The organism is Streptomyces pactum, assembly GCF_002005225.1.
In the GTDB taxonomy this organism is placed as follows: Bacteria; Actinomycetota; Actinomycetes; order Streptomycetales; family Streptomycetaceae; genus Streptomyces; species Streptomyces pactum_A.
Genome location: NZ_CP019724.1, coordinates 1,500,136 through 1,522,151, shown reverse-complemented (window position 1 = coordinate 1,522,151; position 22,016 = coordinate 1,500,136). Strand labels below are relative to the sequence as shown.

At 75.8% G+C, this 22,016-nt stretch carries 2 protein-coding genes; both read left to right on the top strand.

Annotation, left to right across the window (positions count from 1 at the left end):
- Positions 1-38 precede the first annotated feature (38 nt).
- Positions 39-18,632 carry a non-ribosomal peptide synthetase gene (locus B1H29_RS06380; RefSeq protein ID WP_055419301.1) on the top strand — a complete coding sequence of 6,198 codons (18,594 nt, stop codon included), beginning with the start codon at positions 39-41 and terminating at the stop codon, positions 18,630-18,632.
- On the top strand, positions 18,629-21,952 hold the full coding sequence (gene fabD / locus B1H29_RS06375) for an ACP S-malonyltransferase (RefSeq protein WP_055419300.1): 3,324 nt from the start codon (positions 18,629-18,631) through the stop codon (positions 21,950-21,952). The genes B1H29_RS06380 and fabD overlap by 4 nt, the downstream gene beginning before the upstream one ends.
- Positions 21,953-22,016 lie beyond the last annotated feature (64 nt).

Here is a 22,016-nt window from a genome sequence, read left to right as displayed (position 1 = left end):
CGCGGTGGCCGACCGAAGACCTGTGAGAGAGAGCAACTGTGGACGACAAGCGAAAGCTGCTGCTGAGCCTGCTGGCCCGGGCCTCCGCCCCGGCCCCGGCGAGCGACGGCGTGGCGATCGTGGGCGTCGCCGGCCGCTACCCGCTGGCCGAGACGCCCGCCGAGCTGTGGGACAACCTGACCGCGGGCCGGCACTGCATCCGTGAGGTGCCCGCCGACCGCTGGGACGCCGACGCCCACCACGACCCGGCGGGGGAGCACGGCAGCTACAGCAAGTGGGCCGGATTCATCGACGACGTCGACAAGTTCGACCCGCTCTTCTTCCAGATATCACCGGCCGACGCCGAGGCGATGGACCCGCAGGAGCGGCTGTTCCTGCAGACCGCCGCCGCCGTCCTGGACGACGCCGGCCACCCGGCCGCCGAGCTGGCCGCCCGGGGCCCGGTCGGCGTCTTCGCCGGCGTCATGAACAACAACTACGAGTGGATGGGCGGCGAGGCCACCGCCCTCGGCGTCCGCACCGACGCGCACTCCAACCACTGGTCGATCGCCAACCGCGTCTCCTACACCTTCGACTTCACCGGCCCGAGCCTCGCCGTCGACACCGCCTGCTCGGCCTCGCTCACCGCGATCCACCTGGCCTGCGAGAGCATCAGGTCGGGGGAGTGCCACACCGCGATCGCCGGCGGCGTCAACCTGATCCTGCACCCCATGCACCTGCGCATGCTGGCCGACCGCGGGATGATCTCGCGCGGTGACCGGCTCAGGAGCTTCGGTGCGGACGCCGACGGCTTCGTCGACGGGGAGGGCGTGGGCGCCGTACTCCTGCGGCCCCTGAAGGACGCGATCGCCGACGGTGACCGCGTCCTCGGCGTGATCCGCGGCTCGGCCATCAACGCGGGCGGCAAGACCGGCGGTTACACCGTGCCGAGCGCGGCCGCGCAGGCCGAGGTGATCCGCGCCGCCCTGCACCGCGCCCAGGCCGACCCGGCCACCGTCGGCTACGTGGAGGCCCACGGCACCGGCACCCCGCTCGGCGACCCCATCGAGATCGCCGGGCTCGTGGAGGCCTTCGGCGGGCGCGTCGACGCCGCGCGGCGGTCCGAGCGGCCGACGGTCGCCGTCGGCTCGGTGAAGTCCAACATCGGCCACCTGGAGTCGGCGGCCGGTGTCGCGGGCCTGACCAAGGTGCTGTTCCAGCTCCGCCACCGCATGCTGGTGCCCTCGCTGAACTCCGCCCGGCGCAACCCCGGCATCGACTTCGCCACCACGCCCTTCGAGGTGCGGCAGACCCTGGGGCCCTGGGAGCCCGCGGCGGACGACGGCGGCCTGCCGCTGCGCGCGGTCGTCAGCTCCTTCGGCGGGGGCGGCGCCAACGCCTGCCTGGTCGTGGAGGAGTACCGCACACCACCGGCCGAGCCCGTCGACCCGGACACCGAGCAGCTCCTCGTCCTGTCCGCCAAGAGCGAGGACCGGCTGCGCGCGTACGCCACCGACCTCGCCGCGTTCCTGCGCGGCGCCACGGGCGCGGATCCGGCGGGCGCCGGCCGGGACGCCCTGGGCGACGCCCAGCGGCTGTGCCTGCGCCTGGCCGCCGAAAGCGTCGGCGTGGCCGCCGAGTACCTCGACCTCGGCACCGACCTCGCCGACTGCGGCTTCGGCGTCCCCGAACGCGCCCGCCTCGATGCGGCGCTGACGACGGAGCTGGGCGGCACCCCGCCCCCGGCGGTGACCACGGCACGGACGCTGGGCGCGATGGCGCAGGCGATCGCAGCCACCGCGGGCGCCGACGGTCCGTCAACCGGCCGTGCCCCGGCCGCGCCGGGGGCTGTGGTCGTGTCGGGAGGCCCGGTCGGCTCGGGGACTTCGGTCGTGTCGGGAGGCCCGGTCGGCTCGGGGGGTGTGGGCGCGTCGGGAGTCCCGGTCGCGTCGGACGCGGTCGGCACCCGGGCCGGTACTGGTGTCCAGGGCGCCGCCCGCCCGGCCGAAAGCCCCCTCCGCCTCGCCGACATCGCGCACACCCTCCAGTCCGGCCGTACCCCTCACGAGTACCGGCTGGCCCTGACCGCCGGCTCGGTGGCCGAGGGCGCCGCGCTGCTGGAGGCGTACGTCGCGGGCACGGCCGACGCCCGGATCGCCACCGGCCGGGCCACCCGGGCACGGGTCGTCCTCGCCGGCGCCGAGGCCGACGCCCTGGAGACGGCCCTGGCCCGGCGGGACCTGGTGGCGGTGGCCGAACACTGGCTGGCCGGCGCCGACGTCGACTGGTCCCGTGTCACCCCCGCCGCGGCCCGCCGGACCGCGCTGCCGACGTACCCCTTCGCCCGCAAGCGCTACTGGATCCCCGAGCCCCCGGCACCCACCGCCCCCGCGCCGCAGGCCGGCCCCGACGACGCCCGCGCGGAGCGGCTCCCGGACTTCTACCGGCCCCTGTGGGTACGCGAGGACGCGCCCGCTCCCGGACCCGCCCCGCGCGTGGGCCGCGTCGTCGCCCTGGTGACCGAGGCCTCCGCCTGGCTCGCCGAGGCGATCTCGGCCCGCGTCCCCGAGAGCCGCGTGGAGCCGCTCCGCGTCGACGAGCTCCCTCCGTCCGCCTGGCTGGAGCGGACCCACGGCGCCGACCTGGTGCTCCACCTCGGCGGCGTCGGCTCCGGCATCACCGAAGGCCTCGGCGCCGACCGGGCCGCCGGGCAACTGCGCACCGGCTCCCTGTCCCTGTTCCACCTGGTCCGCTCGACCAGCGCCGCGCGCGTCCTCGTGGTCACCAGCGACGTCCACCCGGTCGCGGGCGGCACCGTCACCAACCCCTTCGCCGCGGGCATGCACGGCCTGCTCCAGGTGGTGGCCAAGGAACGGCCCGGACTCCGGGTCGGCGCCCTCGACTTCGCCTCGGCCGACCTCACGGGCGAGCAGGCGACCGCCGCCCTGGCCGACGCGATCCTGGCCGCGCCCGCCGACGCCGGCGGCCGCACCGTCGCCCTGCGCGGCGGGACCCGCTACGTCCGCCGCCTCGGCCGCGTCACCCTGCCCGAGCCCGGCCCCGTCTTCCGGGACGGCGGCGTCTACCTGCTCGTCGGCGGCACCGGCGGCATCGCCCAGCGACTCAGCCGCCACCTCGCCGAACGCCACCGGGCCCAACTGGTGTGGTTCAGCCGCGGCGACCTCGGACCCGGACAGCACGCCGCCGCGGAGGAGATCCGCGCCCTCGGCGGCGACGTCGCCCACGTCCGCGGCGACGCCTGCGCCACCGCCGACCTCGCCGCCGCCGTCACCGAGGCGCACCGCCGCTTCGGCGCCCTGCACGGGGTCGTGCACGCCGCGATGGTGTTCGACAACCATGCCCTCGCCGACCTCGACGAGGAGACCTTCACCGCCGCGACCCGCGTCAAGACGGAGGGCGCCGCCGCGCTCGCCGCCGCCGTCGACGGCCAGGACCTCGACTTCCTGGTCTACTTCTCCTCCGCCGGCTCCTTCGGCAGCTTCGCCGGCAACGGCGCCTACATCTGCGCCTCCGCCACCGAGGACGCCTACGCGCTGTTCCTGCGCGACCGGCTGCCGTATCCGGTGACCGTCGTCAACCAGGGCTACTGGGGCATGGTCGGCTCCGGCGCCCAGCCCGGACTCGCCGACATCTTCTCCGGGCTCGGCATCCAGGGCTTCAGCCCCGACGAGGGCATCGCCGCCGTCCACCGCATCCTCGGCAGCGGGCTGCCGCAGGTCATGCCGATCCGCGCCGGGCGCCGGGCCCTGGAGGCCATGGGCCACGACCCGGCCCTGGACGGCGAGGTCCTCGGCGGCGGCCATCCGGCCGCCCTGGCCGCCGCGGCCCAAGACCTCGGCACCGGTACCGCCGCCGGTCCGGCCGCCCGCCGCGTCCTCGGCGGATACGAGGAGCTGGAGGCCGTCTCCGCACCCATGCTGCTCGGCGTCTACCAGCGCATGGGAGCCTTCCGCCGCTCCGGCGAACGGCACGCCGCCGAGGAGCTGCGCGGCCGCCTCGGCATCCTCGACCGCTTCCGGCGGCTGCACGAGGCACTGCTCAACATCCTGGCCGACGCCGGGTTCCTGACCCGCGACGGCGACCTGGTCGCCACCACCCCGGCCGTCGACGGCGTCGACGCGGACGCGCACGCGGGCCGCTGGGAGGCGGAGTTCGACCGGATCGCGGCGGCCTACCCGGACATCGAGCCGACGGTCACCCTCAACCGCCTGTTCCTCCAGGCGTACCCGCGCATCCTGCGCGGCGAGGTGGGCGCCACCGAGATCATGTTCCCCGGCTCCTCGATGAAGCTGGTGCAGAACTTCTACAAGGGCAACCCGCTCACCGACTCCTTCAACCTCCTGGTCCGCGACACGGTCCGCCACTTCCTCGACCTGCGGCTGCCGGGGCTGCCGCGGGGCCGCACGGTCGAGGTCGTGGAACTGGGCGCCGGCACCGGCGCCACCAGCGAACGGGTGCTGCCCGCGCTGGCCGCGCACCCGGGACGCGTCGGGTACACCTTCACCGACATCTCGCCGCGCTTTTTGGAACACGGCCGGGAACGCTTCGCCGAACGCTACGACTTCGCCCGCTTCCGGGTACTCAATCTGGAACGCGGCCTGACGGAGCAGGGGTTCGAACCGGCGGGCGCCGACCTCGTCGTCGCCACCAACGTCGTGCACGCCACCAGCGACCTGCGGGCCACCCTGCGCAAGGCCAAGGCGCTGCTGCGGCCCGGCGGCTGGCTGGTCCTCAACGAACTGACCTCCGTGCGGCCGCTGCTGACCATCGGCGGCGGTGTCCTGGAGGGCTGGTGGGCCTTCGAGGACGGCCACCTGCGCATGCCCGACTCCCCGCTCGCCTCCCCCGAGGGCTGGACCAGGCTCCTGCACGAGGAGGGGTACGGTCCGGTCCACGCGCTGGGCGCCGGCGACCCGGCGCTGGGCCAGACCGTGCTGGTGGCGGAGAGCGACGGGGTCCTGCTGAGCACGTCCGCGGCCACGGCAAGCCCGGCCGCCACAGCCACAGCCACCGTCACCGCCCCCGCCCCGGACCCCGCCTCCTCGGGCGCGACCACCTCCACCGACGCCCTCACCGAGCGTCTGCGCGACCTCGTCGAGCGGGTCCTCAAGCTGGACGAGCGCATCGACCCCGGCCGCCCGCTGGCCGACTACGGCTTCGACTCGCTCAGCGGCATGAAGATCGTCGCCGCGGTGGACGAGGAGTTCGGTGTCGCCGTACCGCTCGGCGACTTCTTCGAGCAGCCGACCCTGCGCGAGCTGACCACCCACCTGGCCGCCAACTGGCTCGCCGGTACGGCGGCCGGGCCCGCCCTGCCCGAAGCCCCCGGGACATCCACGCCGGCGCCCACCGCACCCGCACCGGCCGCTGCCCCGGCCACCACCCTGGCCGCCGTTCCTGCCGCTTCCCCGGCCACCGAGGCCGCGGCCCGCGTCCTGCGGCCGCGCACCGACGGCGAGGAGCGCCGCCACCCGCTGTCCGAGGGCCAGCGCGCCCTCTGGGTGATCGAACAGATCGCGCCGGGTACGTACGCCTACAACCTGCCCCTCGCCCTCTGGCTCGATCCCGGTCTCGACGTGCTCGCCCTGCGGGCCGTCCTGCAGGACCTGGTCGACCGGCACGCCGAGCTGCGGGCCACCGTCCACGCCGGCGACGAGGGACCGTACGCCCGGATCGCGACCGAGCCCGAACTCCCCTTCCAGCAGGTCTTCCTGACCGCAAGGAGCGACGCCGAGCTGCGCGACCGGATGCGCGCCGACCTGCGCCGTCCCTTCGAGCTCGCCACCGGCCCCCTCGTCCGCGCCACCCTCTACACCCTGGGCGACGGCCGCAACGCGCTGCTGCTGACCTTCCACCACCTGGTCTTCGACGGCGTCTCCATCGCCCTGCTCCTGCGCGAGCTGGAACGCGGCTACCGCGCACTCCTCGCGGGCCGAGCCCTCCCCGCCGAGCGCCCCGCCCGCGGCTACGCCGACTTCACCGCCTGGCAGCGCGAGCTGCTCGCCGGTGCCGAGGGCCGGCGGCTGCGCGCGTACTGGACCGAACGGCTGCGCGGTCGCGGGACCACCGTGCCGCTGCCGCTGGACCGGCCCCGCCCGGCCGTACCCGGCTTCCACGGGGCGAGCCTGGACGGGCACATCCCCGCCGCGGTCGCCGACCGGGCCCGCGCGCTCGCGGGCGCCGAGCAGACGTCCCTGTTCGGGGTCGTGCTCGCGGCCTGGTTCACGCTGCTGCACCGCTACAGCGACCAGGCCGACATCGCCGTGGGCACGCCGACGGCGGGACGCCCGGCGAGCGGCTTCGACGACACGCTCGGCTACTTCATGAACATGGTGGTGCTGGCCGAGCGCGTCGAGGGCGACGAGGAGTTCCGCGGTCTGGTCCGCCGCGTCCACCGCACCGTGCTGGAGGCCCTGGAACACAGCGCGTACCCGCTGATCACCCTGGCCGACGACCTCCGCCGCGCGGACCCCGAGGCCGGCGCCCCCTTCAACGTCGCCTTCTACTTCCAGAACTGGACCCGCGCCGCCCGCCGCGACGCGCCCGGCGACGCCGTGGTGCTCGGCCCGGTCGAAGGAGTGCACCAAGAGGGCGAGTTCGACCTGACCCTGGAGGTCGTCGAGCAGGAGCGGGGCTGCCGCTACACGCTCAAGTACGACCCCGGCCTCTTCGACGAGGAGACCGTGGCCCGCCTCGGCGCCCACTTCACCACCCTGCTCGCCGCCGCCGTCGAAGGGCCCGGCACCCCGGTGGCCGACCTGGAGCTGCTCACCGAGGACGAGCGGGCCCGGCTCACCCCGCCCGCCCCCGCCGACTACCCGGCCGACACCCTGGTCTGGGAGCTGGTACGACGGCAGGCCGACGCCCGGCCCGACGCGGTCGCGGTCCGGCACGGCGGCACCGAACTGACGTACCGCACCCTCGTGCGGCGCGTGGACGCCCTCGCCGCCCGGCTGACCGCCGCCGGAGCGGGCCGCGGCCGGACCGTCGGAGTGCTGCTCCCGCGCGACCAGGACCTGCCGGTGGCGCTCCTCGCCGTCCAGGCCTCCGGAGCCGCCTACGTACCGCTCGACCCCGCCTACCCGCAGGACCGGCTCGCCTACATGGCCGAGGACGCCGGGCTGCACCTGCTGCTCACCCACTCCGCCTCCGGCGTCGCCCTCGCGGCTGTGCCCCGGCTGGTCGTCGACACCTCCGAGCAGCCGCCGGCCCTGCCCTCGCCCGGCCCGGCCCGCCCGTCCGACGCCGCGTACGTCATCTACACCTCCGGCTCCACCGGCCGTCCCAAGGGCGTCCGGGTGCCGCACCGCGCGCTGACCAACTTCCTGTGGTCGATGGCCCGCGAACCCGGCTTCGGACCCGGCGACACCCTGCTGGCCCTCACCACCGTCTGCTTCGACATCTCCGGCCTGGAGCTGTACCTGCCGCTGGTCACCGGCGGTACGGTGGAGGTGCTCCCCGCCGAGGACGCCCGTGACGGGCTGCGGCTGCGCGAGGCCCTCGAACGGGCCCGCCCCACGGTCGTGCAGGCCACCCCGGCCACCTGGAGCATGCTGCTGGCCGCCGGCTGGCAGGGCGACCCCGCGCTGAAGGTGCTGTGCGGCGGCGAGGCGCTGCCCGCCGACCTGGCCGAGGCGCTCCTCGCGGGCAACGGGCAGGTGTGGAACCTCTACGGCCCCACCGAGACCACCATCTGGTCGGCGGCCGGCCGCCTCACCCCGGGCGGCCCGGTCACCCTGGGCGCCCCGGTCGCCAACACCGCGCTCCACGTCCTGGACAGCGCGCGCAGGCCCGTCCCCACCGGCGTCACCGGGGAGCTGTACATCGGCGGGGACGGCGTGGCCGACGGCTATCTCGGCCGCCCCGACCTGACCTCGGAGCGCTTCCTGCCCGACCCGTTCGCGGCGCGCGCCGAGGCCCGCATGTACCGCACGGGCGACCTCGTGCGACGGCTCGCCGACGGCACGATCGAGTACCTCGGCCGGCTGGACTCCCAGGTCAAGGTGCGCGGCTACCGGGTCGAGCTGGAGGAGATCGAGGCGACCCTGCGCCGGCTCGACGGCGTCCGCGAGGCCGTCGTCGTGGCCCGCGGCCAGGCGGCGGGCTCGCACACCCTGCTCGCCTGCTACGTCCTGGAGGACGGCGCGGCCGAGCCGGACCGCGAGCGGCTGGCGGCCTGGCTGCCGGACCACATGCTGCCCGACGCCCTGGTCCGGGTGACCGGCTTCCCGCGCACCCTGAACGGGAAGACGGACCGCACCACCCTGGCCGCGCTGCCCCTTGCCGACCTGCGCGCCCGCTTCGGCGCCGGGTCCCCGCCCGCGGCCCGCGCCGGCGCCCCGGCGGGCGCCGCCGGCGGCCGCACTCAGGCCCTCGTCGCCGAGCTGGCCCGCATGGTCGCCGCCCTGGTGGACCTGCGCCCCGAGGACATCGGCGCGCACACGCCGCTCGGCGAGGCCGGCATGAACTCCGTGAGCTTCACCGCGCTCAGCGCCGAACTGCGCAAGGCCTACGGCATCACCGAGTACCCGACCCTCTTCTACCGCCGAGGCACCCTGCACGCGCTCGCCGAGCACCTGTGGGAGCACCACGCGGCCGCGCTCACGGCCCGCTACGGGGCGGCCCCGCAGGCAGCGGTCACCGGACCGGCCGCTTGGGCCGGTGCCGAGGCCGCGGCGGCCCCCGCCGCGTCGGAGGCCGGCGGTGTTCCCGCCGCCGGGTCCGGGACGTCCGGTGCTCGTGCCGGGTCCGGGACGTCCGGTGTTCCCGCCGGGTCCGGGACCCCGGTGGCCCCCGCCGGCCGTGAGGTCGCCGTCATCGGTATGGCCGGGCGTCTGCCCGGCTCCATGGACCTCAGGGAGTTCTGGGACCACCTCGCCGCCGGCGACGACCTGGTCGGCGAGATCCCCGCCGACCGCTGGGACTGGCGCGACCACCCGCGCTCCCGCTCCCGCTGGGGCGGCTTCGCCCCGGACGTGGACCGGTTCGACGCCGCGTTCTTCGGCATCTCGCCCCGCGAGGCCGAACTGATGGACCCGCAGCAGCGGTTGCTGCTGGAGACCGTCTGGCAGGCCGTCGAGGACGCCGGCTACCGCCCCTCCGAGCTGGCCGGGAAGCGCGTCGGCGTGTTCATCGCCGTCACCAACTCCGACTACCACGAGGTGCAGCGGGCCGCCGGACGCGCCACGGAGGGCCACACCCTCACCGGCGCCGCCCTGTCGATCGTCCCCAACCGGGTGTCGTACGTGCTCGACCTGCGCGGCCCCAGCATCGCCGTCGACACCGCCTGCTCCGGCTCCCTCACCGCCGTCCACCAGGCCTGCGCCGCCCTGCGCGACGGCACCTGCGACCTGGCCATCGCGGGCGGCGTCAGCCTCATCCTGGCCCCGGGCGTCTACGAGGCCCTCAGCCAGGGCGAGATGCTCAGCCCCGACGGCCGCTGCAAGGCCTTCGACAGCCGCGCCGACGGCTATGTGCGCGGCGAGGGCGCGGGCGTCGTTCTGCTCAAGCCGCACGAGCGGGCCGAGCGCGACGGTGACGCCGTACACGCCGTGATCAAGGCCGTCGCGCTCAACCACGGCGGCCGGACCACCTCGCTCACCGCTCCCGACCCCGACGCCCAGGCCGACCTGCTGGTCGAGGCCTACCAGGCGGCCGGCGTCCACCCGGACACCGTCGGCTACATCGAGGCGCACGGCACCGGCACCGCTCTGGGCGACCCGATCGAGACCACCGGCCTGAGCACCGCGTTCCGGCGGCTGCGGGCGGGGCAGGACGCGCCCGGCGGGTCCGCTCCCTGCGCCATCGGCTCGGTCAAGACGAACATCGGCCACCTGGAGGCCGCCGCCGGTATCGCCGGACTCTTCAAGGTGGTCCTGTCGATGCGGCACGGCACCATCCCGGCAAGCCTGCACTTCCTCGAACAGAACCCCTACCTGGAACTCGACGGCGGCCCCTTCGAGGTCGCCGGCACCGCCCGGCCCTGGCAGCGACCCCGGGCCGCTCACGGAGCCGAGCTGCCCCGCCGCGGCGGCGTCAGCTCCTTCGGCTTCGGCGGGGCGGGCGCGCACATCGTGTTGGAGGAACCCCACATGCCGGACACCCGCGACGAGCCCGCGGCCCAGCAGGTCTTCGTGCTCTCGGCCCGCGACGGCGACGCGCTCCGGCGCTCGGCCGCCCGGCTCGCCGACCACCTCGGGCGCCAGGACGTCCCGGCCGAGGACCTCGCCCACACCCTGCAGACGGGCCGGGAGCCGATGGCGCACCGGCTCGCCGTCGTCGCCGACGGCACCGCGGCCCTGCGCGCCGAGCTCACCGCATACCTGGCCGGGCGCCCCTCCGCCGTCCGCACCGCCCAGGTGACGGCTCCCCGGACGGGCGACTCCGTCTCCCCGGACCGGCGCGACCTCGACGCCGTGGCGGCCGCCTGGCTGCACGGCACCGACGTCGACTGGCGGGCGCTGCACGAGGGCGCCGCCCCGCGCCGCGTCCACCTGCCCGCCTACCCGTTCGCCGGCCCCCGGCACTGGGTCGCCCCCGGTGGGCGCGCCGCGGAGCCCGGCCCCCGCCTGCACCCCACCCTCCTGGACGCCAACGTCTCCACCTTCGGCGAGCAGCGGTTCGCCAAGACGCTGACGGGCGAGGAGTTCTTCCTGCGCGACCACGTCGTCGGCGGCGACCTGGTGCTGCCCGGCGTGGCCTATCTGGAGATGGGCCGCCTGTCGGGCGAGCTCGCCGCCGGGGGAGCGCCGGTGCGCGGCGTCGACGACCTGGTGTGGGCGGCGCCGGTCCGGCTCGCCTCCGGCCACGCCGGGCACCCGCTGCTGGTCCGCGTCACCGGCGACCGTTCCCGCGCCGCCTTCGAGGTGCGCGGCACCGCCGAGGACGCGCCGGTGCACGCCGGCGGCACCCTGCGGTTCGACGACCCCGGTCCCCGGCCCGCCCCCGTCGCCCCGGCGGACGTGCGCGCCCGCTGCACCCGCGTCGAGGCGGGGGCCGACTGCTACGACGGTTTCGTCCGGCTCGGCTTCGCCTACGGTCCCGCGTTCCGGGTGATCGAGGAGATCGCCGAGGGCCCCGGGGAGGCGCTGGCGACGCTGCGCCTGCCGGAGCCGCAGCGCGCGGACGCCGGTGCGTACACCTTCCACCCCTCGCTTCTGGACGCCGCCCTGCAGACCGCGGGCCGGCTCGTCCCCGGCGCCGGGGACCCGGCGGGACCGACACCGTACCTGCCGTTCTCCCTGGGCTCGGTCCGGCTGTACGCCCCGCTGCCCGAGCGGGGTTACGCGTACGCCACCCCGGCCCGGCGTCCCGCCCCGGCGGGCTCCCTCGCCTTCGACGTCGCCCTGCTCGACGAGAACGGGCAGGTGGCCGCGACGCTGGAGTCCTTCACACTGAGGGCGCTGCGCCCGACCGACGGGGCGCGGGCGGTGGACACCGCGCCCGCGTCCGGGACGCGGGCGGTGCCCGCCGCCGACGTCGTCCACGCCTTCGAGCCCGTCTGGGAGGCGGCGCCCGCACCGCAGGGCCGACTCCCCGCCGGAGCAAGCGTCCTGCTGCTCGAGCCCGCCGCCGCCACCGACGCCGCCGACGTGGCCGCCGCCCTCACGGCGAGGGGCGCCCATGTCCGCCGCATCCGGCTCGGCGGCGACAGCGACAGTGGCAACGGCAACGGCAACGGCAACGGGAACGGGAGCGGGAGCGGGAGCGGGAGCGGCAACGGCTTCGACGCCGAGGCCGCCGTGCGCGCCGCCGGAGCCGGAGCCGGAGTCGGACCCGTCCACGTCGTCCACCTGGCCGGACGCGACCGCACCGCCGAGGACTCCGTGGAACACGGCTTCCACGCGGCCCTGGCCTTCCTGCGGGCCTGGCAGCGCGAGCGCCGCGACGCCCTGCGCTACCTGTACGTCCACGCCGAGCCGGCCCCGTCGCCCGCCCAGCCGGCGATGGCCGCCTTCGCCCGCACCGTGCGCCTGGAGCAACCGTCGGTCGCCCTCGGCGTCCTGGCCCTCGCCCCGGGCCGCCCGCTCGCCGAGGCCGTCGTCGCCGAACTCGGTACGGACGGCGGCCCCGAGGTGCGCACGGACGCGGCGGGCCGGGCCCGCCGTGCCTGGCGACAGGTGAGCCTCCCGGCCGCGCCGGGGGCCGCGTTCACCGGTGCCGGCGCGCACGTCGTCACCGGCGGCACCGGCGCCCTGGGCCTGCTCGTCGCCGAGCACATCGCCGCCGCGCGGCGGGCCGCCGGTGTCACCGGCGGCGGCATCGTGCTCGTCGCGCGCACCGCCCCCGGCCCCGAGACCCGGGCCCGCGCCGAGGCCCTCGGCGCCCGGGTGGTGCTCGCCGACGTCACCGACCCGGCCGCCGTACGCGACCTGGTGGCCGAGGCCCGCCGGGCACACGGCTCGGTCAGCGGCGTCGTGCACGCGGCCGGCGTCCTCAGGGACGGGCTGATACGCACCAAGCAGCGTGCGGACGCGGACGCCGTCCTCGCCGCCAAGGTGCACGGCACCGTGCTGCTCGACGAGGCCACGGCCGACGAACCGCTGGACTACTTCGTCGCGCTGTCCTCGGCGGCCGCCGCCTTCGGCAACGCCGGCCAGAGCGACTACGCCTTCGCCAACGCCTTCCTCGACCACTTCGCCGACGAGCGCGAGCGGCGCCGCCGGGACGGCGCCCGGCACGGCCGCACCCTCGCGGCCGCCTGGCCGGTCTGGGCCGACGGCGGGATGCGCGTCGACGCCGACGCCGAGGCCTACATGGAGCGTGTGCTCGGCATGCGCCCGGTGCGCACCGCCCCCGCCCTGCGGGCCCTGGACCACGCCCTCGCCCACGGCGCACCGCGCCTGCTCCTGGCCGCCGGCGACCCCGGCCGCATCCTCCAGGCCCTCGACGGCGCCGAGCCGCACGAGGACGGGCCCGCCACCGCCGCTCCCGGAGCGCACGAGCGCGCCGAGGAACTGGTCCTGCGGCTGCTCGCCGAGGAACTGAGGCTGCCCGAGGCGGAGATCGCCGTCTGCGAACCCTTCGACCGGTACGGCGTGGACTCGCTCATCACCATGAGCCTCATCCGCCGCCTGGAGGAACACGTCGGACCGCTCTCGAAGACCCTGCTCTTCGAGTACGTGACCGTGCGCGACCTCGCCGGCCACCTGGCCGGGGCCCACCCCGGCGCGTTCCCGGCCGCCGTCCCGGACACCGCCGCCCCCGCGGCCACCGCCCCCGCGGCCACCGCGCTCGCGGCGAAGCCGGCCGAGCCGGTCGCGCCCGCCCCGCGGGACGCCGACATCGCCATCATCGGTGTCGCGGGACGCTACCCCCAGGCCGGCGACGTCAACGAGTACTGGCGCAACCTGCGGGCCGGCCGGGACAGCGTCGAGGAGATCCCCGCCGACCGCTGGGCCCACGGTCCGTTCTACGACCCGGACAGGTCCGCCACCGGCAAGACCTACGGCAAGTGGGGCGGATTCGTACCCGGCGCCGACCGCTTCGACCCGCTGTTCTTCCGGATGTCGCAGATCGAGGCGGAGCACACCGACCCGCAGGAGCGGGTGTTCCTGGAGACCGTCTGGCATCTGCTGGAGGACGCCGGATACACCCGCGAGCAGTTGCGCGGCGCCCGCACCGGCGTGTTCGTCGGCATGATGTACGGCCACTACCAGCTCTACGGCGTCCAGGAGGCGCTGCGCGGCGAGGGCTTCGCGCCCTCCTCGTCGTACGCCTCGGTGGCCAACCGGGTCTCGTACTTCTTCGACTTCACCGGCCCCAGCGTCGGCCTGGACACCATGTGCTCCTCGTCGCTGGTCACCATCCACCAGGCCTGCCTCGCCATCCGCAACGGCGACTGCGACGTCGCCGTGGCCGGCGGGGTCAACATCTCCAGCCACCCGGTGAAGTTCCTCCAGCTCGCCCAGCGCGGCTTCCTCGCCGAGGACGGGCGCTGCCGCAGCTTCGGCGAGGGCGGCACCGGGTACGTGCCCGCCGAGGGCTCGGGCGCCGTCCTGCTCAAGCGCCTGGACGCGGCCCTCGCCGACGGCGACCGGATCCTCGCCGTGGTCAAGGCGTCCGCCGTCAACCACGGCGGCGCCGGCGCCGGTTACAGCGTCCCCAACCCCAAGGCCCAGGGCGACCTCGTGCGTACGGCGCTGGAGCGGGCCGGCCTCGCGCCCGCCGACCTCGACTACCTGGAGGCGCACGGCACCGGCACCGCGCTCGGCGACCCGGTGGAGATCACCGGCATGCTGCGGGCCTTCGGCGACGAGCCGCCCGAGCGGCTGCCCATCGGCTCGGTCAAGTCCAACATCGGGCACGCCGAGTCGGCCGCCGGCATCGCCGCGATCACCAAGGTGCTGCTCCAGATGCGGCACGGCGAGCTGGTGCCGTCCCTGCACGCGGACCGCCTCAATCCGAACATCGACTTCACGGCGACCCCGTTCGAGGTCCAGCGCGAGCGGGCCCCCTGGCCCCGCCGCGTCCTGGCGGACGGCGGGGTACGGCCGAGGACGGCGGGCGTGAGCTCCTTCGGCGCGGGCGGCACGAACGCCCACATCATCCTGCAGGAGTACATCGGCGACCGGGCCGGTGCCGGTGCCGCCCCGGCCGGTCCCCAGTTGGCGGTGCTCTCCGCGCGCGACGCCGGCAAGCTCGCCGCGCAGGCCCGGCGGCTCGCCGGCCACCTGCGTGCCGAGGACACCGCCACGACCCCCGCGCAGGTCGCCTGGACCTTGCAGACGGGCCGAGAGGCGATGGCCCACCGGCTGGCCGTCCTCTTCCACGACCTGCCCGAACTCTCCGCGCGCCTCGACGAGTTCGCCGCGGGCGGCACCCCGGCCGGTAGCTGGACCGGCGTGGTCGACCCGCGCCGGCCCGTCCCGGGCGAGCGGCTCCCCGCCGACCCCGGCGCGTACGCCACCGCCTGGACCGGCGGACAGCAGGTCGACTGGCCCGCCCTGCACCCCGGGGGCAGGCCCGCCCGGGTGGCGCTGCCCGGCTATCCCTTCGAAGGAGACCGGGTCTGGCTGGCCGCGGCCGACGCGGAACTGGCCGCCCTCGGCGCCGGGCGTGACGCACTTGGTGGCGGGCGTGAGGTCCTGGGGGCCGGGCGTGACGCCCTCGGTGACGGCCGGAGCGTACCGGGCGCCGGGCGTGCTGCCGTCGGTGGCGACCGGGGCGCACCGGGCGCCGACCGCGGCGCGTCCGGTGCGAGTCACACCGCCCCCGGTGCGAGTCACACCGCCCCCGCCGCCCGACGCGACGCCGAAGGGCTGTTGCTGACCCGGCAGTGGCGCCCCGCCCCGCCCGGGACCCGTTCGGCGCCGCCCGCCCTGACCGCCGTGCTCGCCGCACCCGGTACCGAGGCGCTGGCCGCCCGGCTCGCGGCGGTGCTGCCGGCCGCCGAGGTGCTCACCGCCGACCGGATCAACGCGGAACTCACCGACGCCGGCACCCGCTGGGACCGCTTCGACTCCGTGGTCGACCTGGCCGGCTGCACCGGACCCGAGCTGCCGCCCTCGCACGCCGCGCTGCCCTCCTGGCTGCGCTGGCTCCAGCACCTGGTCGACCTCGGCCGCCGGGACCTGCGCGCCCTGCTCGTCTCGCGGGGCGCGCCCGCCCTCGGCGGAGCGGTCCGGGTGGGCCTGTACCGGATGCTGCAGAGCGAGTACCGCCACGTCCGTTCCCGGCACGTGGAGACCGACCGCACCGCGACCGACGAGCAGTTGTGCCGCTGGGTCGCCGAGGAGCTGTCCACCGACGGCGAGCCCGCCGAGGTCGCCTACCGCGGGGGAGTGCGCCACCTGGCGACGCTGGCCGAGCCCCCGCGGGCGCAGCGCGCCGGACTCGGCTTCCCGGCGGACCACGTGCTGTGGGTGACCGGCGGCACGCGCGGCCTCGGGCTGCTCACCGCGCGCCACTTCGTCGCCCGGCACGGCGTGCGCAAGCTGGTTCTCACCGGCCGCGAGGAGTTGCCGCCGCGCGCGGAGTGGGCCGCGCACATCGCCGAGGACGGCCCGCTGGGCCGAAAGCTCCGTCCGCTCGCCGAACTGGCCGCCCAGGGTGTCGAACTCGAGGCCGTAGCCGTGCCGTTGGAGGAGAAGGAGGCGCTCGCCAAGGTTCTCGCCGACGTCAGGCTGCGGCTCGGCCCGGTCGGCGGCGTGATCCACAGCGCGGGCTTCACCGACTTCGAGAACCCGGCGTTCGTCCGCAAGCCGCAGACCGGCATCACCCGCGTCCTCGCCCCGAAGGTGTTCGGCCTGGACGCCCTGCTGGAATGCTTCCGGGACGAGCCGCTCGGCCTGTTCGTGCTGTACTCGTCGGTCGCCGCCGCCGTTCCCGCCCTGGCGGTCGGCCAGAGCGACTACGCCATGGCCAACGCCTACCTGGACGCGGTGGCAGAGGCCCGCCCGTACGGCCTGCCCCTGGTCAGCGTGCAGTGGCCGAGCTGGAAGGACACCGGCATGGGGGAGGCCCGCAGCGCCGCCTACCAGGCCTCCGGCCTCGCCACGCTTACCGACGCACAGGGGCTGGACCTGCTCGACCGCGCGCTGGAGAGCGGCGCCCGGGTCGTGATGCCCGTACTGCCGCGCCCCGGCGCCGGGTTCAGCGCCGAGCGCCTGACGGCACGGCGCCTGGAGAACCCGCCCGGCGCACCGGCCGGTACGCGCACCGCACCGGCCGCGGCGCCACGACCGGTGGCCGGCGCGGGTGCGGGCACGGGTGTGGGCGCGGACGTGCGTGCCGCCGTCGAGGCGGCCGCCTCCTGGCTGCTCGACCGGCTCGCGGCGGAACTGCGCTTCGACCGCGCCAAGCTGGCCGGCGACGTCCCCGTCCATGACTACGGCATGGACTCGATCATGGTCTCCCAGCTCGTCCAGACCGTCGCCCAGCGCCTGGACGTCTCGGTCGACCCGTCGGCCCTGCTGGAACACCCGACGGTGGACGGTTTCGCGGCGTATCTCGGCGAGGAGCACCGGGCGGAACTGCTCGCCGAGTTCGGCGGCCCGGAGACCGGCGACCCGAAGTCCGCAGGCCCGGGGACCGGCGACCCGCAGACCGGCGACGCGAAGAACGCAGGCCCGGAGACCGGCGGCCCGGTACCCGAAGCCGAGGCTGACACACCGCCTGAGACCCCGGCCCCGGCGCCACCGGCGTCCGCGCCCCCGGCACCGTCGCAGTCCGCGCCCCCGGCACCCGTCTGGGCCTTCGACACACCCTCCGCCCCGACCGCCTCCGCCCCCCGCGAGGCCGGCACCGCCGCCCGGACTCCCGACCCGGGATCCGACTCCATGGCCGTGGTGGGCCTCTCCTGCCGCTTCCCCGACGCCGACTCCGCCGACGCGTACTGGGAGCTGCTGCGAGACGGCCGTACGGCTCTGCGCCCCGTCCCGGACACCCGTTTCGGCCGCTCGCTGGGTTACCACGCCGGGCTGCTGCCGGAGGTGCTGCGGTTCGCCCCCGAGCGGTTCCTGCTGTCCGAGGAGGACGTCGAGGCGATGGATCCGCAGGCGCTGCTCCTGCTGGAGGAGGTCGACCGGGCCGTGCACCACGCCGGTTACGACCCGGCGGACCTCAAGGGCCGCAGGGTCGGCGTCTACGTCGGCGGCCGGGCCACCCACACCCCCGACCCGGCGGCCCTGGAGCGGGCCAGGAACCCGGTCGTGGTCACCGGCCAGAACTACCTCGCGGCCAACATCTCCCAGTTCTTCGACTTCCAGGGACCGAGCCTGGTGGTGGACACCGCCTGCTCCTCCGCCCTGGTGGCGATGGACATGGCCGTACAGGCACTGCGCGCGGGTTCCGTGGAGTCGGCCGTCGTCGCCGGTGTGAGCCTGCTCGCCGACGACCGGGCGCACCAGGTGTTCGGGCAGCGCGGGCTGCTCAACCCCGGCTCCCGGTTCCACGCGTTCGACGGCCGGGCGGCCGGCCTGGTGCTCGGGGAGGGGGTCGGCGTCGTCGTCCTCAAGCCCCTGGCCCAGGCCCGGGCGGACGGCGACCGGGTGCTCGCCGTACTGGAGGGCATCGCGATCAACAACGACGGCCGCACCGCCGGACCCGCCACCCCCAACCTGCGGGCCCAGAAGGACGTGATGGCCCAGGCGCTGGCGCTCAGCGGCCGCGCGCCGCAGGACGTCGGCTGGGTGGAGACCAACGCCTCCGGCTCGACCGTCACCGACCTGCTCGAACTGAAGGCGATCGAGGGTGTCTACGGTGCCGGCCCGGCCCGTTCCACCCCGCTGGCGCTCGGCTCGGTGAAGCCGAACATCGGTCATCCGCTGGCCGCGGAGGGCATCGCCGCACTCATCAAGGTCGTCCTGATGCTGCGGCACCGGCAGCAGGTCCCCTTCCTTTCCGGACAGCAGCCTCTGCCGCACTTCGACCTGGACGCCTCCGCGATGTACTTCCCGAGGCAGGCCCGCCCGTGGGCCGCGGGCGCGGACCGGGCCGCGCTCAACTGCTTCGCCGACGGCGGCACCAACGCGCACCTGCTGCTCGCCCCGGCCCCGGCGGACCACCGCGCCGCCCGGGCGCCGCTGCCGCGGCCCCCGTCGGAGCGCACGGTCGTCATCCGGGGCACCGCCGCCGCGGCGCCCGACGCGCCCGCCCCGTCGGCCGGCCTGTTCTGGGACACGTACCGGTGACCGCGGCCACCGGGACGCCCCCGGTCACCGAGACGCCCACCGGGCGCCTGCCCGTGGTTTTCATGTTCTCCGGGCAGGGCTCGCAGTACTACCGCATGGGCGAGGAACTCTTCGAGTCCGACGAGGTGTTCCGTACGGCCCTGCGGCGGTACGACACCGTCGCCGCCGGGCTGCTGGGTGAGTCGGTCCTCGCCCGGGTGTTCGACCCGGCCCGGCGCAAGAACGACCCCTTCATCGACACCCGGCTCACCCACCCGGCGATCGTCATGATCGAGCTCGCGCTGGCCGAGACCCTGCGCGCGGCCGGCGTCGAGCCGGACTACCTGCTCGGTTCCAGCCTCGGCGAGTACGCGGCCGCGGTCGTCTCCGGCAGCATCGACGCCGAGACGTGCCTGCGGCTGCTCGTCGGGCAGGCGGAGGGGCTGCCGGGGGGCCCGCGCGGCGGGTTGCTCGCGGTCATCACCCGCCCGGACGGCCGGGACCGGATCCCCGAGCTGCCCGGCTGCGAGGTGGCCGCCCGCAACTACCCCGGCCACATCGTGGTCGCGGGCGCCGACGCGGACCTGGACCGGGCCGAGGCGGCCCTGCGCGCGGCCGACGTGCTGTACCAGCGGGTACCGGTCGAGTACCCCTACCACTCCAGCCTGATGGACGGCGTCCTCACCGAGTGCCGGGCCGTCTTCGACGGGGTGGCCTTCGCCCCGCCGCGCATCCCCTGGGTGTCGTGCGTGGACGGACGGCTCGTCGAGCGGCCCGGTGCCGACCACTTCTGGCAGGTCGCCCGCAGACCCATCGAGTTCGAGCGGGCCATGGCCGCGATGCGTGCCCGCGGGGACTTCCTCTACCTCGACCTGGGCCCCTCGGGAACCCTGCACAACTTCGTCCGCGGCAACCTCCCGGCGGGCGACCGCTCGCGTTCACTGCCGCTGCTCAGTCCGTTCGGTCACGACCCACGCAACCTCGACCAGGTCCGGGCACTCGCGGCACCGGCCTCCACCCGCTCCACCCTGAGCACCCCCTCCACCACTGCGATCAGACATCCGCATCCGACTTTGGTGACAGCGGAGACGGCAAGGAAGGCACACGGCATGAAGGTCTACGGTTTCCCAGGTCAGGGGTCCCAGCGGCGGGGTATGGGCAAGGAGCTGTTCGCCAGGTACCCGCGGGAGACCGCGATCGCCGACCGCGTGCTCGGCTACTCGACCGAGGAGCTGTGCGTCCACGACCCGGAGCGCCGCCTGGGCCGCACCGAGTACACACAGCCGGCGCTCTACGTCGTCAGCGTCCTGACCTACCTCGACCGGCTCGCCGAGGATGCCGAGCCCGCCGACTACCTGGTCGGCCACAGCCTCGGCGAGTACGCGGCCCTGTTCGCCGCCGGCGTCTTCGACTTCGAAACCGGGCTGCGCCTGGTGCGGCGGCGCGGCGCCCTGATGGCGGAGGCCGGCGGTGGCGGGATGGCCGCGGTGGTCGGCTGCGACGAGGCGACCGTGCTGCGGGTGCTCGCCGACCGCGGCATCGACGAGCTCGACCTGGCCAACCACAACGCCCCCGACCAGTTCGTGCTGTCCGGCCCGGCCGAGCACGTCGACGCGGCCCGCGCCGCCTTCGAGTCGGCCGGCGTCCGCGCCGTCCGGCTCAACGTCAGCGCGCCCTTCCACTCCCGCCTCATGCGGGACACCGCCGCGGAGTTCGCCCGCTTCCTGGACGGCTTCACCCTGCGGGACCCGGCCGTCCCGGTGCTCGCCAACGTGGACGCGCGGCCGTACGCCCCCGGCGCCGTCAAGTCGACCCTGACCGCGCAGATCGCCTCCCCGGTCCGCTGGACCGACACCGTGCGTCGGCTGATGGGCCACGGCGACTTCGAGTTCGTGGAGCTGGGCCCGGGCCGGGTCCTGACCAATCTGGTCACCAAGATCAGAAAGAATGCGGAGCCGCTGCCCGCGCCGGCAGCGGAGGAACGCCTCATTGCACCACTGCCCGCGCCGGCAGCGGCGGATCGGTTCGTCGAGCCGCTGCCCGCCGTCCAGTCGCCGCCGCCCATGGGGCCCGCGGCCTCCGCCGCCCCGACGGCCGACACCCTCGGAGCCGCCACCTTCCGCGAGCGGTACGGTCTGCGGCGCGCGTACCTGCTGGGCGCCCTGTACGGCGGCATCTCGGGCCGCGAGATGCTGGGCGCGGCGGCCAAGGCAGGGCTCCTCGGCTTCCTGGGGACCGGCGGGCTGCGCCTCGACGACGTGGACGCCCTGCTGGGCGACGTGGCCGGGGACCTGGGCCTGGGCGGCTCCTTCGGTGTCAACCTGCTGTACCGGCACGGCGCCCCCGATGAGGAGTCGGCCCTCGTGGACCTGCTCCTGCGGCACGGCGTCGACCTGGTCGAGGCGTCCGGCTTCCCGCTGATCACCCCGGCGCTGGTCCGGTTCCGCCTCAAGGGCGGCCGCATCATCGCCAAGGTGTCCCGCACGGACGTGGCCGCCGAGTTCCTGGCCCCGCCGCCCGAGCGGCTGGTCACCCGGCTGCTGGAGGCGGGCGAGGTCACCGCGGAGGAGGCCCGCGCGGCGGCCGGACGGCCGATGGCGGACGATCTGTGCGTGGAGGCCGACGGCGGCTGGCTGAGCAGCACGGCCGACCTGCTGACCCTGCTGCCCGCCGTGCTGCGGCTGCGCGACACGACCGCGACGGGCGGCCACCGGGTGCACGTGGGGTGCGCGGGCGGCATCGGCACCCCCGAGGCCGCCGGGGCCGCGTTCCTGCTCGGCGCCGACTTCGTGCTGACCGGCTCGGTCAACCAGTGCTCCGTGGAGGCGGCCACCAGCGCGGAGGTGAAGGACATCCTCCAGGAGGCCCGCGAGTACGACGTGGACACCGCGCCCTGGGGCGAGTTGTTCGACCTGGGCGTCCAGGCCCGCTACCTCAAGCGGGGGCTGTTCTTCCCGGCCCGGGCGTCCCGGCTGCACGAGCTGTGGCGCCGGCACGGCTCGCTCGCCGAGCTGGACGACGAGACCAGGAGTCAGGTTCTCGACCGGTACCTGGGCGGCGAGGCCCCGGCGCCCGTGGCGGCGGGCAGCACCCCCGAGCAGCAACTGGCGGCCGTGTTCCGCGGCTACTTCACACGCGGCTTCCGCCTCGCCGTGCGCGGTGACCAGGGCTCCCGGGTGGACTACCTGGTGCACTGCGGCCCCGCCATGGGCGCCTTCAACCAGGTGGTCGCGGACACCGAACTCCACCCGTGGCGTGCCCGCACGGTGGAGGCGATCGCCGACGCCCTGATGGACGGCGCCGCCGCCCACCTCTCCGCACGACTGCGCAGCTTCGGCTGAGCTCGGTGCGGCGAACCGGACCCGTCCGGGCACGCCGCGCGGGCGATCGCCGGCCCGGACGCGC